This window comes from Ichthyobacterium seriolicida (assembly GCF_002369955.1).
In the GTDB taxonomy this organism is placed as follows: Bacteria; Bacteroidota; Bacteroidia; order Flavobacteriales; family Ichthyobacteriaceae; genus Ichthyobacterium; species Ichthyobacterium seriolicida.
The window spans coordinates 289,200-309,561 of record NZ_AP014564.1 but is presented as its reverse complement, the minus strand read 5'-3'; the positions used below and the strand labels follow the sequence as shown (position 1 = coordinate 309,561).

The following is a 20,362-nucleotide window of genomic DNA, read 5'->3' as shown; positions in this document are numbered from 1 at the left end:
AAGTGTGTAAATAAAAAAAGCTGCCTTGGTTTTGAGACAGCTTCGTGAATTTTTGTAAAGAGTATCTCTCTCAAGTTGTGTTGTTTATAAAGTAACTAATTAAGATACAGGAACTGCTGCTAAATCAACAAATTTTAGTCTATAAAATTTAGCCGTACGTCCATCCTGAGCTACTATTTTAAAAGAATAGCCTTTTTTGTTATAAAAATCAGCCTCTAAAGTAAATTCTTCTGTAGGATTATGAGCTGGGAAGTTATTAGCATTAGCTCCGCCAGAAGCATTGGTCGTATCAAAATAAGCTCCATTGGGAAGAGTAGTAGCTTTATTAGCCCAAAATATCCATCCCGCTTCTACATCAGCAGTTAAGTCATATCCTTTGGTTAAAGTTAGTACAATTGGGTTTGTATTAGAAGAGCCAGCGTTGGTATTATTTCCACTATCAATTCTAGGGTAAGCAGTCCCTACAGATGTGTTATCAGGTTTTCTGCAACTAATTACAAGTCCTGTGGCATTCTCATACTGACTGTTAGCAGTTAAAGCGCATTTAGTTGATGGAGTATCATGAACGAATATTAATTTATATGTTTTTTTAACGAGAACCTCATCACTTTTGTCTTTTTTAACAAGATTTAAACCCTGACTAATGCCTTCGTTTTTTTTTAACTCATCATGAACCAAACTAGTGGTAACAGAATAATTAAAAACACTAGAATTGTCATCAACCTTAGTGGTTCCTAGAGAAATACCTGTTTCAGATTTGTTTAAGGTAACCTCAGCCTCAAGTGTAACAGAAGATTCATTTAACTCTGTGTTAAAAGGCACAATCACTTTAATAACATCATCTTGAATAACGGCATCGAGCTTTTCACCTAGTGTGGCATATGTGTCAGCAGGAGTCTTTTTTATGAAAAGAGATTTGTAAGCAGTAGAAGCGGAAGCGCCACCACCAGTACCAGTAGTATTTCTCAACTTTTTGAAGGAAAATTGTTTAATGGCAATAGAAGATTGTTGAGATTTTTTTCCATTTTCTTGATTGTCTTCTTTAGAACAAGAAAATGTAAGTAAAATAAGAGCTAGAGATGCTAATATTGTTTTTAATAAATTTTTCATTTTTTAAAGTTTTTAAATTAAATCATAAAATTATTGAGGATATTTTTTCTCTTAAACCTAAAAAGGGTTTTTTGAAATTGAATATTTATTCTTTAAAACTGCTATCGATTTGAAAATAGAACCTCTCTTTCTCTTAGGCATTAATTAGAGAACCTTCTGTTCTATACCAACTTAGCAAGAGCCTTTTCTGCAGCTTGCACTTCAGCAACTGCCAAAGCAAAAAACTTAGCAGTTTGAACCGTATCACAAAAAAAGTAAAAGCTATAAAAAAAAATTAACAGGAGTTATCTGTACAGATAAGATCTGTAACTTTTAATATAGTTACCTTTAAACGGAATGCAAATGTATGAAAAAATTCGAATAAAATAGTTTTTTAAAAATCCTTTATAAAATCTTCTTAAGTTATCTCGAATTATTTGTAATCATACAATAAGTACTTCTTTCTTATCTCTTTAAATTGTTCTATTCCGTTTTTCCAAGTAGCTTTTATCTCATCTTGACTCATCCCTTTTTTTATCTGTTGTACTGTTTTGTCAGTGCCGATTAAAAGCCTAAAATAATTTGTGAAAAAATTATCTCTTTCAATTAAAGTGTTGTTATAAGCCCATATGATCCAATCTAAATTCAAACAGTTTAATTTTTTATCGTAATTAAAAGTTCCTTTAAAACATTTGAGCCCTTCGTGTTTAGGTTTTTTGGCTCCCAATACTGTTTTAGGAATAAAATAGTTTTCACTTGTTTTAAAAAAAGGAGACCCAAACATCTGAAATGGCATATCTGTTCCTCTCCCAACACTTACACTTGTCCCTTCAAAAAGTGCCAAACTGGGATATAAATTCACTGATTTATCATTAGGCAGATTAGGAGATGGCTTTATGGGCAAACTATATTCTTTATTCCGACTGTAATTATCACAGGCTATGACTCTTATAGCACATTTTTGTTCATTATTCATCCAGTTTTCACCATTTACCATATTGGCGTACTCTCCTATTGTCATTCCATAGACTACAGGTATGGGATGCATTCCGACAAATGATTCACAGTCTTTTTGCAATATAGGCCCATCTATATAATGGATATTAGGATTAGGCCTATCTAAAACTATCAATAGTTTATTAGCTTTAGCACAAGCATCTATAACATAGCTAAGAGTAGATATATATGTAAAAAAACGCACCCCTACATCTTGTATGTCAAATAGCACTACATCTATATCCCTTATATCATTTGGATCTAATTTTTTACTCTTACCATAAAGAGAAATTATGAGTAGTTCACTTTTAGATTCCGTTTTATTTTTTACTTCTTCCCCTGCACTGTGATCTCCTCGGAATCCATGTTCAGGAGAGAATATTTTAGTTATGTTAATCCCAAGAGATAAAAGAGAATCCACTATATGAGTATTTTCTATCATACCAGTGTGATTAGTTACTACAGCTACATTCTTGTCACTTAGAAGATTTAGATATAAATTTGTTCTATTTGCTCCTGGTATTATTTTTTGACTTTCTGTTATTCTATTGTCTCTTTGTGAATACACAGTTGTTGAAACCAAAAACATTATATATAATGTTGTTCTATTTAGGTACATTTGGGGCGTTTTTTAAAAATTGTTAATGTTTAATTTTGAGCAATTTGTAGCCAAAAGGCTAACCCACGATGATACGGAAAAATGTGATTTCACACTCACACCCTTTATAGTAAAAATAGCTATTATCTCTATAGCTTTAAGTGTAACTATAATGATAATAAGTATATCTGTAGGGGTCGGTATACAAGATAAAATAAGGGAGAAAGTAAGTGAACTATTCGGTCATATACAGATTACAGCATATGAAAATATAGATACTTATACCACTTCTTCTATCTCAAAAGATCAGGTATTTTACCCTGATATAAAAAAACTAAATGTAGAGGGAGTTACAAGTATACAAGCTTATTGTTATAAAGCTGGCATCATTAAAAATGATAAAACTTTTGAAGGGGTCATTCTAAAGGGGGTAGATAGTATTTATAATTTCAGTTTTTTAGAAAAATATTTACAAGAAGGTCACATACCTAGATATACAGAAGAATATAACGACAGCGTATTAATATCTAGTTATATCGCCAAGAATTTAGAATTGAAATTAGGAGATAAATTCAACATGTTTTTTTTAAGAAAAAATAAGACTCCTATAGTAAGAATTTTTAAAGTTTCTGGCATATTTAAAACTGATTTTTCAGATTATGATAAGACATTTGTATTTGCAGATATAAAACACGTTCAGCGCCTGAATAAGTGGAAACAAAATGAAATTAGTGGTTTTGAGGTTTTCATAGATGATTTTGATAAGCTAGATGAAATAGGACTAAAAGTATATAAAGGAATAGGAGCTGATTTAAACTCTACAACTATAGCTGAAAAACAAAGATTTATAATAGATTGGATAAAACTCTTCGATATTAATATTGCCGTGATACTCATAATAATGATATTAGTATCTGGTGTTAATATGGTAACAGTTCTAATCATCCTAATTTTAGAACGAATAAAATTCATAGCAGTCATGAAAACTATTGGATGTAATAACTCCACACTTAGAAGAATATTTTTCTTCAAGTCTACATATATAATATTAAGAGGATTGATATTTGGTAATATTATCGGCATTGGATTACTCTTGGCACAAAGTTATTTTGAAGTAATAGATCTAAATCCTGATATATACTACGTGGATACCATACCTATAAGTTTTAATTTATATCATGTATTCTTAGTAAATATATCTACAATGTTTTTTTGTTTATTGCTAATGTTTTTTCCTACGTATATGATCTCCAAAGTGAATCCTATGAAAATATTGAGGTTCGATTAAATTCTATCATGAGATTCAAACACTTATGAGTATTTGCAAAAGCCTCATTTGTTAAATACTAATAATCGTTCTATCGATAGCCAGGATAGATATGATTTTAAAAGGCGAATAAAAGGGCAGGGGAGCATTGAATTTAGATATCTTGATTTAATGGTTATATTTGGCTGCATTTTAATATCTCCTATGAAAAAATTACTCAAATCATTCATGGCATCTATACTATTTATATCATGTGTGGATGGATCTAAAAAAGGAGATATATCTTATATAGTGTGTACCACTGGTATGGTTGAAGATATAGTTAAAAATATAGTAATCGATAAAATACCTGTAGAATCATTAATGAAATCAGGAGTAGATCCACATCTATACAAACCTACTCAAGGTGATATTAAAAAGATAATAAAAGCAGATATAATATTTTACAACGGATTGCATTTGGAGGGGAAGATGACAGGAATCTTAGAAAATCTATCTGATAAAAAAAAAATTGTAGCTGTGTCAGAAGCCTTAGACAAATCAGATTTAATAAATGATACTGATTTTATAGGAGCTGAAGATCCTCATATATGGAATAATGTATCAAACTGGATAAAGGCAACTGATTACCTAAGGGATATACTAATTGAATTAGATGAAAAAAACAAAGATTTTTATATAGAAAACGCTAGCGTTTATGTAAAAAAATTAGAAGATTTACACCTGTATATAAAAAATAGCATAGCTAGTATTCCCCAAAATAGAAGAGTCTTGATTACTTCTCACGATGCCTTTTCTTATTACGGCATAGCTTATGGATTAGAGACAAAGGGACTACAAGGGATATCTACCGCCTCGGAATTTGGGTTAAAAGACGTAGTAAATATGGTAGATTTTATTATAGAAAGAGGGATAAAGGCAATCTTTGTGGAGGATTCGGTTTCTTCAAAATCACTAAAAGCAGTGGTAGATGGATGTAAGAGTAAAGGCTATGAGGTAGAGATAGGAGCAAGCCTATTTTCCGACGCTATGGGTGTGGAAGGTACGCCAGAGTCTACCTATATAGGCATGTTAACTCACAACACCGATCAAATAGTTAAAGCTCTGAAATAATATGTTAGAAGATGTATCTATAGAGGTTCATAGTTTAACTGTGAGTTATGAAAAGAGGCCTGTATTGTGGGATATAGATTTCACCTTGCCCGTAGGAGAGATAATAGGTATCATAGGGCCTAATGGTTCGGGTAAAACTACTTTATTGAAAGCCATTATGGGCTTGGTGCCCATAAGCAGTGGCTATGTAAAATTATTCGACAAACCATTCGATAAAGTTAGAAGTAGAATCAGTTATGTCCCACAGAGAGAGTCTGTAGATTGGGATTTTCCAGCCAGTGTTATGGATGTGGTCTTAATGGGCAGATACACTAAGAAAAATTTATTGACACCTCTAAAAGAGCGAGATTATTCCATAGCTAAAGAAGTTTTAGAACAAGTAGATATGCTCCCCTTTGCCGACAGGCAGATTTCTAAACTATCTGGAGGTCAACAACAACGTGTTTTTATAGCTAGGTCTCTGGCTCAGCAAGCCGATATTTATATTATGGATGAACCCTTTGTAGGTATAGATGCTGCTACTGAAGAGGCCATTCTAAATCTTTTAACAGATTTAAAAAACAAGGGAAAAACAGTTATTATAGTTCACCACGATCTACAGACTTCTTATCAGTATTTCAATTGGCTAGTCATGCTAAATACTCGCCTTGTGGTCTGCGGTAAAAAGGAAGATGTATTCACCTCTAAATTTTTACAAGAAGCCTATGGAGGTAAATTGAATGTATTGTCTAAGGTGGGTGATCTAATAAAAGATGGGGAATTCTCTGTAAGAGAAAAAGATGTATTATAATCGACCGATATGGAATCTCTCTTATATTTTTTTTCTTTTTCCGATTATAATATTAGGCTTGTCACCATTGGATGTGTTATTTTAGGCATCGCCTTATCTGTTATAGGGGTATTTCCTCTGTTGCAAAAAAAATCATTGATAGGGGATGTAATATCTCATTCTGTATTTCCAGGTATAGGCTTGGCTTTTTTTATTACCAATTCAAAAAACATGTATCTTCTGTTGTTGGGAGCTATTATAACTGGATGGCTCTCTACTATGTTCATAAATTTCATAAAGAACACCACCAAATTAAAACCCGATACCGTTTTAGCTACAGTATTAATAATATTCTTCAGCTTTGGAATTTTGTTGTTTAGCTTGATACAAAATCAGAGTCATCTCTCTAAATCTGGGTTAAATAATTTCATATTTGGAAAAGCTGCATCTATGAGTGAAAGCGATATATATATATTAGCTAGTGTGGCTGTGATTATCATCATTTTTGTAATAGTATTTTACAAGGCTTTTATAATAACCTGTTTCAATAGGGAATATGCCAAGACCATAGGTCTGCCAGTAGTGTGGATAGAGAGTTTAATATCTACCCTTACCATATTGGCTATAGCTTCGGGAATACAGACAGTAGGAGTCGTATTAATATCTTCTATATTGATAGTCCCTTGCGCTACTGCTAGATATCAAAGTGATAAGTTGTATGTAATTATCATTTTGAGCGCAATAATAGGAGGTGTATCTAGTTTATTTGGAGTATACATTTCTTTTGTAGCTCCTTCTATGCCTACTGGCCCTTGGATAGTTATATCTCTATCGATCATATCATTTTTATTTATGTTGTTGGCCACAAAAAATGGGGTTATTACTAAAATGATATTAAAGAGAAATAATCAGAGAAAGATACTTTTGGAAAACATCTTAAAAACTCTTTACAAACTTGGAGAAGATAGAGGTGATTTTTTTAGGCTGATTCAAGATACTCATATAATGTCCAAAAGACATTTTACACAAAGGGAATTACATATTGGAATGAAGAGGTTATGTAAAAAAAAATTCGTCATTCCATCTGGACAAAACACTTGGAAACTTTCTAAGATGGGCTTGGAGGAGGGCAAGAGAGTAACGAGGATTCATAGACTGTGGGAGTTATATTTATCTGTGAAGTTGAGACTTAAAAAAGATCACTTACATCCTATAGCAGAGTCTATAGAGCACGTTATAACCCCTGAGATAGAAGCTGAGCTATACAGAGAGTTATCTAATCCTAAGTCGGATCCACACGAAAAAATAATACCATAATATACATGGATAGTAACGACATATGGATTGTACTTACAGGATCTATCATAGCTATAAATTGTAGTCTATTAGGTGTTTTTCTAATCTTGAGAAAAATGGCGATGATAGGAGATGCTATATCTCATTCTATACTTCCAGGAATAGTTTTGGCATTTCTTTTTTTTGGAGAGCGCAATGCTTTTTTTATGATTTTAGGGGCAGTCTTATTCGGATTATTATTGGTATTTATGGTTGAATATTTTACCACTAAGATTAATTTACAAAATGATGTCTCCATAGGTTTTTCTTATACTTTTCTCTTTGCTCTAGGGATAATTTTAATTTCTCTTTTTACAGGTAAAGTCGACATAGATACCGATTGTGTACTATATGGAGAAATAGGTTATGTGCCTTTAGATACTGTTTACATAATGGATACTGATATAGGTCCTCGCTCATTTTGGATTACTATAATGGTTTTATTATCATTATTAATTCTGTTAAAAATAGGATTTAAGGCCTTGTATATAACCTCTTTTGATCCTAATTATGCTTCATCTATAGGTGTTCCCGTTGTGTTGTGGAATTATTTTTTAATGACACAAGTCTCTGTAGTGGCTGTCACTTCCTTTGAATCTGTGGGCGCTATCTTAGTTATATCATTTTTAGTAGTACCTCCAGCGACAGCATATCTCGTTACGGATAAAATAAAACCTCTATTTATAGGTTCTGCAGTTATAGGGGTTTTGTCCTCTGTATTGGGATATACATTATCTATATGGTTAAATGTTTCTATATCAGCTAGCATGGCCGTTGTATCTGGATTGTTTTTTACCTTAGCCCTGATATTTTCTTCCCTAAAGAAAAAGAGAGACATAAATAAATATTTATCCTACAGGGAATAATAGATATGAAAGGGAAATTGCCAAAAAAACTGTATTACACTATAAGTGAAGTGGCCGATTATTTTAATGTGAATATCTCTTTGATTAGATTCTGGGAAAAAGAATTCGAAGAGATAAATCCCAAAAGAAATCAAAAAGGCAACAGATATTTCACCAGTAAGGATATAGATAATATAGCTTTTATATATGATTTGTTAAAGGTCAAAGGTTATACTATAGAAGGGGCAAAGGAGAAATTGAAAAATGAAAAAGAGGTAAGCTTGTCTAATTATCAACTCATAAAAAAGTTAGAAAATATTAAAAGTAGACTGTTAAAATTAAAAGCAGTAAAAGATGATTTATAAATCATATTATTTCAGGTGGAACACCTATTTATTAACATTATTAATATCTTAAATACCAATTGAGCTATATAGATATTGTAATTATCGGAGTACTCTCTTATGGGTTTATTAGAGGTCTTTACAACGGATTGATATTAGAGTTGACATCTTTGGCAGCTTTATTTTTAGGTGTATACATATCTATTTATTTTTCTCATTACAGTCTAGAGATCCTCAAAGAGTTTTCAGTAGATGAGGCATATTTAGATATAGTATCATTTTCCATAACTTTTGTCACTGTTGTATTATGTGTGAATATTTTCGGTAATATTTTGAATAAAATAATTAAGATTATTTCTTTAAATATTATCAATAGAGTATTTGGGGGAATCTTTGGATTTATAAAAATGGCTGTCATAACATTTAGTATTTTATACGTTTGTAAGAATATAAACGACAACTTTTTTTTCTTCGAAAAGAATATTTTTGAAGGATCAAAATTGGCAGAAGTAATATTGAATTATGGCAATGGGGTTATGACAAAATTTTATTAAATCTTTTGAAATCATACTGTAAATGATTAGATATTGCTTATCAGCTTTACTTGTTTGTGTTTTTAGCCTAAGCTCTTTTTCTCAAAAGAGCTCTCATATACTTAAGTTAGACATAGGTTCAGGCTTACACACTCTAATAGATAAAAATTTTTCATCTCAGATATATACTGGAATTTCCACCTCTGGCGGACTAGGATATTTTTATCAAACTAATGTCTCAAAATACAAAACTCTATTCTACGCAGATAAGGGATTCTATAATGAAAAAAAACTTTTTCCCAATATTTGGTCAATAGACATAGACTTTTATCAAATGTATCTCAGGAACCAATTTGTTATGCATATAAGCTCTTTTAGTGATGTAAATTATTTTTTAGGAGCTTCTACAAATAATAAATTTTATCTCAACACTATCACAAAATTTAAGAATTCTAACAATTCAATAGCTTATTCTATAATTTCAGATTTGTCTATAAGTAATCTTATTGAGTATAACTTTTCCTTTTTTTCTGCTCCTCTAACATTTGTATGGGCCGTGGATATAAGTTTATTAACTCATATGTTAAGACCACTTTACAGTGGAATAATATCAAATAAAAATAAGATAATAGGTCAGAGCAAATTCTCCTTTATAAATGAAAGTATTCAAACTAGAAGTGAAATAGAATTGTTTTATAACCTAGAAAATGGAAATAAAATAGGACTATCTTATTTTTGGAATTACACGAGTTATGATTCCAACAAACCCATAAAATACGATCCAGTAAAATACGCTCAGCACAGTTTGTTAATAAGCATTTATTTCTCTTTTATTTAAAAGTCTTAAATAGTAGATTATAGATTTAGGGCTTGAGAAGAGAACAATTAATAATTATATTTGCCCTCATTTTAATATGAGGAAATACACATCTGAATTCAAAAATAATCTCAAAATAGCATATCCAATCATAATAGGGCAACTTGGATATGTCATCCTATCTCTAACAGACAATCTGATGATAGGGCGTCTGGGAGCTGAAAACTTAGCTGCTTCATCCTTGGCTAATGGAGTGTTTTTAGCAGTATATGTATTTGGGCTGGGCGTATCCTCGGCAATTACTCCAATAGTAGCAGAATTCGATGGCAGAGGCTCTTTAAAAGAAGGGGCTAAGGTCTTTCAACACAGTTTAATATTAAATATTTTTTTAGCTCTATTTATGATTTCGGTGCTGTTGTGCTTAGTACCTATGTTAAAATATTTCGATCAACCAGAAAGAGTAATAGAACTGACGATTCCTTATTTGGTGATATTATCCATCTCCATTATGCCAATGATGATCTTTCAGACTTTAAAGCAGTTTGCAGAAGGTTTAGCAAATACTAAACCGGCTATGAATGCGAGTTTGGTAGGTAATTTGGCAAATATCATTTTTAATTATGGTCTGATTTTTGGAAATCTTGGAATGCCTGAATTAGGTATAGAAGGAGCCGGATATGGCACCCTAATAGCTAGAATATTCACCCTGGCATCTATGTTGATTATAATCTACAATCAAAAACATTTTAGATCATATACTGTTTTTATAACCTTTAGCACATACAGCAGAGATATATTTATCAGGATAATAAAAGTAGGCGTCCCCATAGGGTTACAAATGCTATTCGAAGTAGGCGCTTTTGCCAGCTGTACTTTCATAGCGGGATTTTTAGGAGCAAAATACATAGCCGCACACCAAATAGCTTTGAACTTGGCGTCTATAAGTTTTTTAGTAATAACAGGAGTTTCTGCAGCAGCTAGCATTAGAGTAGCTAATCAAAAAGGAAAGGATAACAAGTATTGTATGCGAATTATGGGTATGTCTTGTCTCTTGATGACATTTTTTCTAATGACCTTTTTCGCCTTAGTGTTTTTTATATTTAGGGATTTTCTGCCTATATTTTACATAGCTGATATTGAAGTTATCAAAATAGCATCTTCACTGCTGATAATAGTTGCTGTATTCCAAATTACAGATGGCTTACAAGTCGTTGCATTAGGAGCTTTAAGAGGTATGCAAGATGTCTTTATCCCTACTTGTTTTACATTCATAGCTTATTGGTTTATCACCATACCATTGGCCTATATTCTAGGGATTACTATGGGCTTTGGAATAGAAGGTATCTGGATCGCCATTAGCATAGGCTTAAGTATTTTAGCTATTGTATTTATACACCGATTTTATAAAATGACAACAAATGAACCAAGTGCCAAAGTTTTTGTTAGCTGATAACTCTAATTATCCAGATAGTATCTATGTGGTACATACAGAGTATCCTAGATTTATATATGACATATCTAATGATGAAATCATCTTGGACGATGACGATATAGAAGATGAGGATAAGGAAAATATCACCCAAGAGTTAAGCTCCTTGATAGAGGAGGCGCAAGCTTTTTACGATTCAGAAATGTCTGAATACGACAAGTGATTGAATTATTGGCATACTAATTGCTGTGTATTATACACATATTCATCTAAAACATGATCAAAACGATTGTATCTTTGTCAGATATGTCGATTGTGACAGCATAAAAAATTAATATGAATTTCGATAAAATAAGTTTTAGTCTTTCTGATGAAGACGTGAGTTTTATTCCCCTTATTGGTAATGGAGATGATGAGAGCACTAATATAGATAGCCTCCCTGAGAGTTTACCTATATTGCCGCTGCGAAATATGGTGTTATTCCCAAGTGTTATATCGCCTGTAACTGCAGGGAGAGATAAGTCTATTCAGTTGCTAGATGACGCCAATAAAGGTGAAAAATTCATAGGTGTAGTCGCACAGAGAAGTGTAGATATAACAAATCCTAATATTGAAGATTTGTATGAAGTAGGAGCTATTGCGAAAATCATCAAAATTTTTAAGATGCCAAACGGCAATACCACAGCTATACTTCAGGGAAGAAGAAGATTCAGGATAAAAAAAATATTGAGCAAAAAGCCTTATCTGCGAGCAGATATAGAAATTATAAAAGAGCCAGTATTTAAGAGGACCAAAGAATTTGTAGCAATGATAGATGCTATAAAAGATCTCTCCTTACAAGTTATAAGAGAAGACCCTAATATCCCTACTGAAGCCACCTTGACAGTAAAAAATATAGAGAATGATACTTTTTTGATAAATTTTATCACATCTAGTATAATAATGTCTGTATCTGAAAAGCAAAAATTCTTGGAAGAGTCTAATATAAGGACTCGTGCCATGAAGATAATGAAGACTTTAGATATTGAATTACAAAAGATAAAACTGAAAAATAAAATTCAGAAAAAAGTAAAGGTCGATTTAGATCAACAACATAAGGAATACTTACTTCATCAAGAGATGAAGACCATTCAAGAAGAGTTGGGGGTCCCTTCTTACGATTTAGAGATAGAAGAACTATCCAATAGAGCTAAAAAAAAGAAATGGAGCCCAAAAATAGAAGAGTTATTCGATAAAGAATTATCTAAATATCAGAGGATGAATCCACATATAAGTGAACATTCTATACAGAGAAATTATTTAGAGACTCTATTAGATCTCCCTTGGGAGAAATACTCAAAAGATAGCTTCAATCTATCTAAATCACAAAAGATATTAGATAAGAATCACTACGGCTTAGAAGATGTAAAAGATAGGATTATAGAATACATGGCAGTGATAAAATTAAAAGGAGATATGAGATCACCTATACTCTGTCTATATGGTCCTCCAGGTGTTGGAAAGACTTCTTTGGGTAAATCTGTAGCTACTGCTTTAGGAAGGAAATATGCCAGAATGTCTTTAGGTGGTCTAAGAGATGAGGCAGAGATAAGAGGACATAGGAAGACCTATATAGGAGCTATGCCAGGAAGAATAATTCAATCCATAAAAAAGGCTAAGACTTCAAACCCTGTATTTGTTTTAGACGAGATAGACAAATTATCCGCTAGCCATAACGGAGATCCCTCTTCTGCCTTATTAGAGGTTCTAGATCCAGAGCAAAACAGTGATTTTTACGATAATTTTTTAGAAGTAGGTTACGATTTATCTAAGGTTTTATTTATCGCTACGGCTAATGATTTATCTAGTATCCACCCTGCCCTTTTAGATAGGATGGAAATCATAGACGTAAACGGATATACTGTAGAAGAAAAAATAGAGATAGCAAAAAAACATTTACTTCCAAAACAGATAAAAGAGCACGGTCTTAAAAAGGGACAGCTAAATATAAAGGAAAAGGAATTTGAAGCTATTATCGATGGGTATACTAGGGAATCTGGAGTTAGAAACCTAGAGAAGAAAATAGCTAAAATAGCTCGTAGTATTGCAAAACACATAGCCTCTGATGAGGAGTATAATGTGAATGTATCTGTAGAGGATATAAATAAAATTTTAGGTCCTTCGAGTTTAAATAGAGATAAGTATCAAGATAATGAAATAGCTGGGGTAGTCACAGGGCTGACTTGGAGTTCGGTCGGAGGAGATATTCTATTTATAGAATCCAGTTTATCGAAAGGCAAAGGGAAGCTAAGCATTACTGGAAATTTAGGCGATGTTATGAAAGAATCTGCCACTATAGCTCTTCAATATATCAAATCAAACTCAGATAACTTTGGCATAGATTCAGAATTATTTTCCAAATACGATATACATATACATGTGCCAGAAGGAGCTATTCCTAAAGAGGGCCCTTCAGCAGGTATTACCTTATTGACATCTTTAATGTCTCTATTTTCTCAAAGAAAGGTCAAATCACAATTGGCCATGACTGGAGAAATTACCTTGAGAGGTAAGGTCTTACCAGTAGGAGGTATAAAAGAGAAGATTTTAGCAGCTAAAAGAGCTGGCATAAAAGATATTATACTTTGCAAAGACAATAAAAAAGATATAGAAAGAATAAAAGAATTCTATTTAAAGGGACTAAAATTTCACTATGTAGATGAAATGAGTGAAGTCATAGATATAGCCCTCTTGAAAAGAAAAGTTAAAAACGCCAAGGAGCTTTAGATAAAATAGTATCTCTGTAAGGAGATACTTATTCGTTTTTTAACTGCAAAGTGTCTTTTTTGAAAATATCTACTTTTGATTTTGGTCGCTCATTTTCTTTCCAAATGAAATTCCTCAATTTTCTAGCATTAATAGGAATTTTATCTATTGGGAATACTTTGCTGTCGACATCTTTTATATAGGATATACTCGATAGTTTATTCTCCTGAAAAGTAATATTTATATAGACCGAATTAGATTTGTCAACACCCAATAAATTCTCTTGTTCATCTTTCAAGTAATATAGAGATTGGCTATTTCCATCTATGAATAGTTTGTACAATTGATTATCTCTAAAACTTCCATACATGTTTTTCCCTTTTATTTGATTGAATCTATCATCCTCTTGTTTAGATACTATAAATGAATTTTCTAACATCTTTATTGAATCTAATTTATCTGTTTTTTCATCTATTTTAATAGATATTCTATCTGCGGTTAGTTGATATTCATCTGCCCATATCACCGGATCTACTTCCATGTTTAGAGTTCTATTACTCTCTCGAAAAGATACGGAATCACATTTACCCTGAAGATCATCTTTATAGAATTTAACATTATTAAAAGCCCTTAATAACTTATTTCCAATACTATCTCCTTTTACTATTATTTTGTCCGAATGCATAAAGAGAGAATCTTCTTTTAGAATAAACGTCACCATTGGGTTGATGGTAACCGCACAGGAATCTAATTTATTAAATACATCAACTCTTTCAGAATTTATTATCACAGAATTAATAGTGTCTATTATTTCTACATTCCCCATATAAGTAGAGTGTTCCGTCTCCCTATTATAGATGAGACTATCGGCCTCTAGAGTTCTATTATCGTATTTTAAAATTGGCCTTTTATCAAAAAAGGCTGTGTTTTCAGAAGTGTTATAAATGCCGTAAATAAAATTTATATCTCCGTCTTTATTCTCTATTTTCGATGGACCACAAACAGTTATATTCTTTTGTGCTATATCGTGATATACTGTGTCAGAATACATAGTATATCCATCATTATTTTTGAGTACTATATCTTTAAAAAACGCTATTTTTTTTCTTTCCATATAGTAGTACCCTTCTTTACTAACTAAAGTGTTTAAGCTATCTTTTAAATGACCGCCATTTAGATAAAAAGCCTCTTGTTTTTTTCTATCAAAAAAGAGAGAGTCTGTGGTTAATTCACTTAAGGTATGAGTTTTTAATTTTACGTTTTCATAGAGTTTGGCTAAAGATTTGTCTCCCTCGTAAAAAGCGTAATCGCTGTAAGCAAAGACAGAATCTCCTTGATTTATTACCACATTAGAAAAAGCTCTCATTATATTGCTTTTAGTGTCGAAATGAGCACTATCACAATCCATAATGGAGCCTTCATGAGAAAACTTTACATTACCTATTAGCCTTTGTATATCCAGATCTTTACTGCCTATCATGCTATCTGCATTCAGTAATAATATTTGTGATTTCGATTCAGAAATATTATTAGTCTTTGCAGGAATATTGCTCTGTGACAATAATATAAAAGGGCTAATACATAGGATGAAAAAAATATGATATTTCCTTGTAATACAAATCAGATGAGAATTTTTATTTTATTATTTTTTAAATCTCTTGATTTCTCCTGATTTAACTCTTAAAAAGTAAGATATCTTATCCCTATTTATTTCATTGGATAAGATAAGCAACCCAATAATATTTGGAACACTCATTAAAAGTTGTACTATATCAGAAAAGGCCAATACATACTTTATAGAAGAAGATGATCCTATCACTATAAATATCAAAAATATAGATTTATATATGGATTCAGAAACAACACCAGTTCCAAATAGATATGTCCATGCTTTTAACCCGTAGTACGACCAAGATATAGCGGTAGAGAATGCAAATAAAAATATTACTATAATCAGAGCATATGAAAACCAAGGAAACACACTTTCAAAGGCAGAAGATGTGAGTTCTACTCCTTCTAATCCTACGACCTCATGTCTGCCAGTTATGATTATAACCAAAGCTGTTGTAGTACATATAATTACTGTATCTATAAACGGCTCTAATAAAGCTACTACTCCTTCACTTACTGGCTCTTCTGTCTTTACAGCGGAATGTGCTATAGGAGCAGACCCTACCCCTGCTTCGTTAGAAAAAGCTGCCCTTTGAAATCCAACTACCATTACTCCGATAAACCCTCCTTTCATAGAGTCCGCATTGAATGCTTGTTCGAATATTAAAATGAAAGAACTCCATATATTATCATAGTGGGCTAGAATAATTACAAAAGATACCAGCATGTAGAAACCAGCCATAAAAGGAACTATTTTTTCAGTAACTTTTGCTATACTCTTTATTCCTCCTAAAATAACTACACCTATTAATAACGCCAATCCTATTCCAAAAACTACTCCATAATCTTCCATTTGAGGAAATTTATTTGCCAACTGGGCAAACGCCTGGTTAGCTTGAAACATATTTCCACCACCAAAAGATGTTATTACAGCCAGTATAGAAAATACTACGGCCATGGCTTTACCCGTTAAAGGGAAATTTCTATTCTCCAATCCCTTACTTATGTAATACATCGGCCCTCCATTCACTACTCCATCAGTAATAACCCTATATTTTACACCTAACATACATTCAGCAAATTTCAATGCCATACCTAACATACCCATTGCTATCATCCAAAATGTAGCTCCTGGCCCTCCTACAGATACAGCAATTGCAACCCCAGCTATGTTACCTAAACCTACAGTTCCAGATAAGGCAGTAGCTAGAGCCTGGAAAGGAGATACTTCACCTTTATCATCTGGATTTTCGTATTTTCCTCTCAATAAATCTAAAGCGTGTCTCATTCCACGCAAGTTTATGAAACCTAATCTAATAGTGAAAAATACCGCAGCAAATACCAACCATAAAAGAATAATAGGCACAACAGTTTTCTTTGCAAATCCAAAATTTTCGTGTTCTACTGAGCTTAAAACAGGAGATTTAAGTGTTAGTGATTTATCATTTAAGATTTTTTCAATTTCGTATAAATTTCCACCTAAAACTATATTGTCACCCTCGCTTAACTCTAGAAAGTTAGTGCCATTACCTTCTATTTCATGAGAATTAGCATTGGCATTAACCGTGCCTGAGAATATATTATCTATTACTACTTTTCCATGTTCATCGTAAACAATAGGATCGTATAACCCTAAAAAACTCAGAGGATCCCAAAAAAACACCTCCTGCATTACCTCTACTATAGGAGCAAATACGGATTCTATTTTGTCGCCTAAAGACTCCTCTTCTTTACTCTGTTGTGTATCAGATGTAACATCGTCTAATGATCCTTCACGGGTTTGTGTCTCAGAATGAGAACCATGATTGTTATCATCATCTGATGATATGGATTTGGTGTCGCTTTGTTCGAGAGTGTCTTCTAAGACTTCTGCGTTATTCTGTGCTAAGCTAAAGTTATGCGCAAAAGAAAAAAAAGCAACTATTAAGACAAGGAGGAGTGTTTTATTCATTTTTTTTATTACTAGAAAATTTAGTTGTAAATAATTATGGCAAATTTAACAATTACTTTTGTAAGTATTACAAATTATATTTTAAACTGATAAAATGCTGTCTCCCCATCAAATTAGACTGATTCATATTATAGACAAATCGTCCAGAATTAGTCTCACTATAGCTCGTATCATATTTGTCTGGATAGTTGTCAAATATGTTTACAACACCCAAAGTTAGATTTAGATTGCCTATCAACTCAAAATTAGCTTTGAAGTTAAAAAATACTTTTGGCGATAATTTAAATCTCGTTGTGCCATCGGGATGTTTCCAAGATACAGATCCCACATAGTTAGCATCAGCTGTAAGGCTTATGGGGTATAAATCGTATGTAATAGAAGCATTAGCCTTAGTGTTTGGCAAAGAATTTTCTATTCTACTTCTATCAGAATTATCAAAGAGTGCATTCTGTTGTGAAGAACTTTCTATAACCTCTGGTAATTTTACTTTTGTTACATCAGTTTTATTGAAGTTAAACCCTATCCTTCCATGAATACTACCCATTGTAAATGTTTTTCTATTTATAGATAGTACTACATCTACTCCTTTTGTTCTAGTCCTCAAAGCATTGAGAAAAAATTGAGCTGATTTTAAATTATATTCAATTAAATTATTTTTCAATACAGTGCCATTATCTACCTTCTCACTTTCTATAGTATTGGACATTATCACTCTATCCTTTAGATCTATCATGTAAGCATCTATTGTTAGGACAAACATATCAAATATTTTGAATCCGACTCCTAATGATAAGTTAACAGATTTTTCGGCAGTTAATTTAGGCACTCCTATCTTTCTTAAAAACTCATGCTCGGAGTCCAATTTAGAAATTTCAAATAATTTTTTATCTAGAAGAACTGTTGTGCTCGTCTGATAATGCTTTTGATGAAGTGTAGGTGCTCTAAAACCAGTACTAACCGCCCCTCTCAGTGCAATCTCATCTATGGGTTTATACCTAGTATTAAATTTCCAACTAAAATTATTTCCAAAGTCTGAATATTCTTCATATCTACCTGCGGCTCCAATTAATAAATTATCTGTTATATCTATCGTAGACTCTGCAAATATCCCAAAATTTGATCGGTGTTTGTTATAGTCCAATGAAATACCTTTAAAAGATTCAGCTCCAGAGGCTAAATACGATTCAGGATCCCCTTTTTCAGACAAATATTGTTCAAACCTCTGTTCCATTCCAATCAACAGCGAAATAGAATGGATATCCATTAAATCGTCATATACTCTAGAGAGAAGAGCATTGTTAACAATGTGATTAAACTCATGTGCTCCTATATAGAAATCAGTGGGACTCATCTTTTTTAAAGCATCATTATTATTATCAACTCCCAGTCCTACATTATAACTGTTAGTAATGTTATAATCTATTCTGTTTGCACCGTAAGTGCTACTCAAGTCTATATTCCATTCTTTATAAGTAGAGGATAAGCCTAGTGTCAATGTTTTATCAGATATTTTAGGTTCCATCATGGGATTAAAAAAGAATTTACCCTTGTAAGTATTTTCAAAGGCCTTGGATATGGCAGAATTCCAATATACAGTTCTAGTATACTGTGGAGAAGAACCGCTTCTAGCAGTATAAGTTCCAAAGGAATAAAGTTTTGTTTCGGAGGGTTTATCCAAAACATATCCCCCATTGAACACAAAACTTCCTGTCTCTTGACTCGCCATGCCCACTACACTTCCCGCTCTAGGAAAAAAATGGAACATACTCTCGCCTCTGTCGGTTATTTTATCTGGATCGAATTTCCCCTTTTTAGTATATTCTTCTTTAAGATTAGCAATAGCCTCTTTTCTCTTATCTGCTCCTAATCTATTTACTTCATTTTCCAGTTTTTCTTCGTAGTCTTTTAGGTAAAATTTGCCGAAATTTTCTCCAAAAATATCATACTCTAGATAAGGGTCTACATTTCCAGCCCTATTAGTCGCCCCTTGTCTCGACAAAAAAACGGAAAAATTAGTATAGAAATCCTCTGTGCTTTTACCAAAGCCTGCAGACAGAGTTTGATTTTCACCATCTCCCTCTGTAGTATTACTATAATCGGCTTTTACATATGGCCTTGTAGACTTTTTCAATATGATATTAATTACTCCTGATATAGCATCAGAACCGTATTGAGCTGCAGCGCCATCTCTTAAAACCTCAACCCTGTCTATAGCAGATGAAGGGATAGAACTCATGTCTACCCCTACTTCACTTTTACTAGAACCTTCATAAAAATCTACAAAAGCAGAATGATTCTTTCTCTTTCCATTGACCAATACTAGTACTCTAGATTGGAATAATCCCCTTAATCCAGCTGGGTTGTAAAAGGCTGTCGCATCAGATACAAAAGGCTGTATAGCGTGATATGAAGGCACAATTTTAGATAACTGCAAATCTAAAGATGGCGTTACAGATTCTACAACTTCAGACAATTTTAAATTATCTATAGGAACTGCAGCATTAATAAGAAGTTCTGGATTTAACTCTATCTCCTGTTAAAACCATCTCGTTTAATTCTATCACTTTATTCAAAATAATTTTAAGACTATCTAAATTTTTATCCATATCAAGCTCTTTAGATACCGCAGTGTACTCTTCATGGCTAAAGATTAATACTGTTTTTTCATCTGGGAGATCTTTCAAATAGAACATTCCATCTAAATCTGTGGTGGTTCCCATTTCAGTACCTTCTATATATACGGAAACCCCTAATATCGATTCTCCAGAGTCATCTGTCACAACTCCAGAGACAGATTTACTGTTCTGAGAATACGCACTCGAGGAAAATAAGACAATGCTTACTAAACCTAGAACCGTAGATACAAAAGCCTTTTTAAAAGATGATTTTATCATTATATAATTTTAAAAAAAATTAGTTT

17 protein-coding genes are annotated in these 20,362 nt (G+C 32.5%); 11 read left to right on the top strand and 6 right to left on the bottom strand.

The genetic code is table 11. From position 1 onward, the window contains the following. Window positions 1-99: 99 nt before the first annotated feature. Both JBKA6_RS01195 and JBKA6_RS01190 read right to left on the bottom strand, forming a co-directional pair. On the bottom strand, window positions 100-1,110 hold the full coding sequence (locus tag JBKA6_RS01195) for a hypothetical protein (RefSeq protein WP_096685021.1): 1,011 nt from the start codon (window positions 1,108-1,110) through the stop codon (window positions 100-102). Window positions 1,111-1,522: 412 nt separating this feature from the next. After that, on the bottom strand, window positions 1,523-2,653 hold the full coding sequence (locus JBKA6_RS01190; protein WP_231952058.1) for an exo-beta-N-acetylmuramidase NamZ family protein: 1,131 nt from the start codon (window positions 2,651-2,653) through the stop codon (window positions 1,523-1,525). Between the two features lie 76 nt (window positions 2,654-2,729). Between JBKA6_RS01190 and JBKA6_RS01185 the strand changes: the two genes are divergently transcribed. The 11 genes from JBKA6_RS01185 (at window position 2,730) to lon (ending at window position 13,901) form a co-directional block, all read left to right on the top strand. Beyond that, on the top strand, window positions 2,730-3,971 hold the full coding sequence (locus JBKA6_RS01185; protein WP_096685016.1) for an ABC transporter permease: 1,242 nt from the start codon (window positions 2,730-2,732) through the stop codon (window positions 3,969-3,971). A gap of 183 nt (window positions 3,972-4,154) precedes the next feature. Beyond that, entirely contained in the window at window positions 4,155-5,063 is a 909-nt protein-coding gene (locus JBKA6_RS01180) for a metal ABC transporter solute-binding protein, Zn/Mn family (protein WP_096687317.1), read from the top strand. A 1-nt stretch (window position 5,064) separates the two neighbouring features. Next, on the top strand, window positions 5,065-5,853 hold the full coding sequence (locus JBKA6_RS01175; protein ID WP_096685013.1) for a metal ABC transporter ATP-binding protein: 789 nt from the start codon (window positions 5,065-5,067) through the stop codon (window positions 5,851-5,853). A gap of 9 nt (window positions 5,854-5,862) precedes the next feature. After that, window positions 5,863-7,149 (top strand): metal ABC transporter permease, encoded by a 1,287-nt coding sequence (locus JBKA6_RS01170; RefSeq protein WP_096685009.1) that lies wholly within the window; start codon window positions 5,863-5,865, stop codon window positions 7,147-7,149. Window positions 7,150-7,154: 5 nt separating this feature from the next. Beyond that, window positions 7,155-8,033 carry a metal ABC transporter permease gene (locus tag JBKA6_RS01165; RefSeq protein ID WP_096685007.1) on the top strand — a complete coding sequence of 293 codons (879 nt, stop codon included), beginning with the start codon at window positions 7,155-7,157 and terminating at the stop codon, window positions 8,031-8,033. A gap of 5 nt (window positions 8,034-8,038) precedes the next feature. Further along, complete coding sequence (locus JBKA6_RS01160; RefSeq protein ID WP_096685005.1) at window positions 8,039-8,377, top strand: MerR family transcriptional regulator; 339 nt, start codon at window positions 8,039-8,041, stop codon at window positions 8,375-8,377. Window positions 8,378-8,436: 59 nt separating this feature from the next. After that, the gene (locus JBKA6_RS01155; protein WP_096685003.1) at window positions 8,437-8,910 is read left to right on the top strand and encodes a CvpA family protein; all 474 of its coding nucleotides are present in this window, start codon (window positions 8,437-8,439) and stop codon (window positions 8,908-8,910) included. A 22-nt stretch (window positions 8,911-8,932) separates the two neighbouring features. Continuing rightward, window positions 8,933-9,727: a hypothetical protein gene (locus JBKA6_RS01150; protein WP_096685001.1), complete on the top strand. Its 795-nt coding sequence runs from the start codon at window positions 8,933-8,935 to the stop codon at window positions 9,725-9,727. A gap of 76 nt (window positions 9,728-9,803) precedes the next feature. Beyond that, window positions 9,804-11,156 carry an MATE family efflux transporter gene (locus JBKA6_RS01145; protein ID WP_096684999.1) on the top strand — a complete coding sequence of 451 codons (1,353 nt, stop codon included), beginning with the start codon at window positions 9,804-9,806 and terminating at the stop codon, window positions 11,154-11,156. Then, window positions 11,125-11,358 (top strand): hypothetical protein, encoded by a 234-nt coding sequence (locus JBKA6_RS01140; RefSeq protein WP_096684997.1) that lies wholly within the window; start codon window positions 11,125-11,127, stop codon window positions 11,356-11,358. Before JBKA6_RS01145 ends, JBKA6_RS01140 begins: the two co-directional genes overlap by 32 nt. A gap of 113 nt (window positions 11,359-11,471) precedes the next feature. Beyond that, the gene (lon, locus tag JBKA6_RS01135) at window positions 11,472-13,901 is read left to right on the top strand and encodes an endopeptidase La (protein WP_096684995.1); all 2,430 of its coding nucleotides are present in this window, start codon (window positions 11,472-11,474) and stop codon (window positions 13,899-13,901) included. Window positions 13,902-13,929: 28 nt separating this feature from the next. Here the strand turns inward: lon and JBKA6_RS01130 are convergent, their stop codons facing one another. The 4 genes from JBKA6_RS01130 to JBKA6_RS01115 all read right to left on the bottom strand — a co-directional run bounded on the left by JBKA6_RS01130 (window position 13,930) and on the right by JBKA6_RS01115 (window position 20,336). Beyond that, window positions 13,930-15,441: an OstA-like protein gene (locus JBKA6_RS01130; RefSeq protein WP_096684992.1), complete on the bottom strand. Its 1,512-nt coding sequence runs from the start codon at window positions 15,439-15,441 to the stop codon at window positions 13,930-13,932. 81 nt (window positions 15,442-15,522) lie between these two features. Next, window positions 15,523-17,442, bottom strand: a complete 1,920-nt coding sequence (locus tag JBKA6_RS01125; protein ID WP_096684989.1) for an alanine/glycine:cation symporter family protein — start codon at window positions 17,440-17,442, stop codon at window positions 15,523-15,525. Between the two features lie 67 nt (window positions 17,443-17,509). Continuing rightward, window positions 17,510-19,915, bottom strand: coding sequence for a TonB-dependent receptor plug domain-containing protein (locus tag JBKA6_RS01120; protein WP_157776859.1), 2,406 nt, complete (start codon window positions 19,913-19,915; stop codon window positions 17,510-17,512). A 28-nt stretch (window positions 19,916-19,943) separates the two neighbouring features. Further along, complete coding sequence (locus JBKA6_RS01115) at window positions 19,944-20,336, bottom strand: carboxypeptidase-like regulatory domain-containing protein (RefSeq protein ID WP_096684984.1); 393 nt, start codon at window positions 20,334-20,336, stop codon at window positions 19,944-19,946. Between the last annotated feature and the right edge of the window lie 26 nt (window positions 20,337-20,362).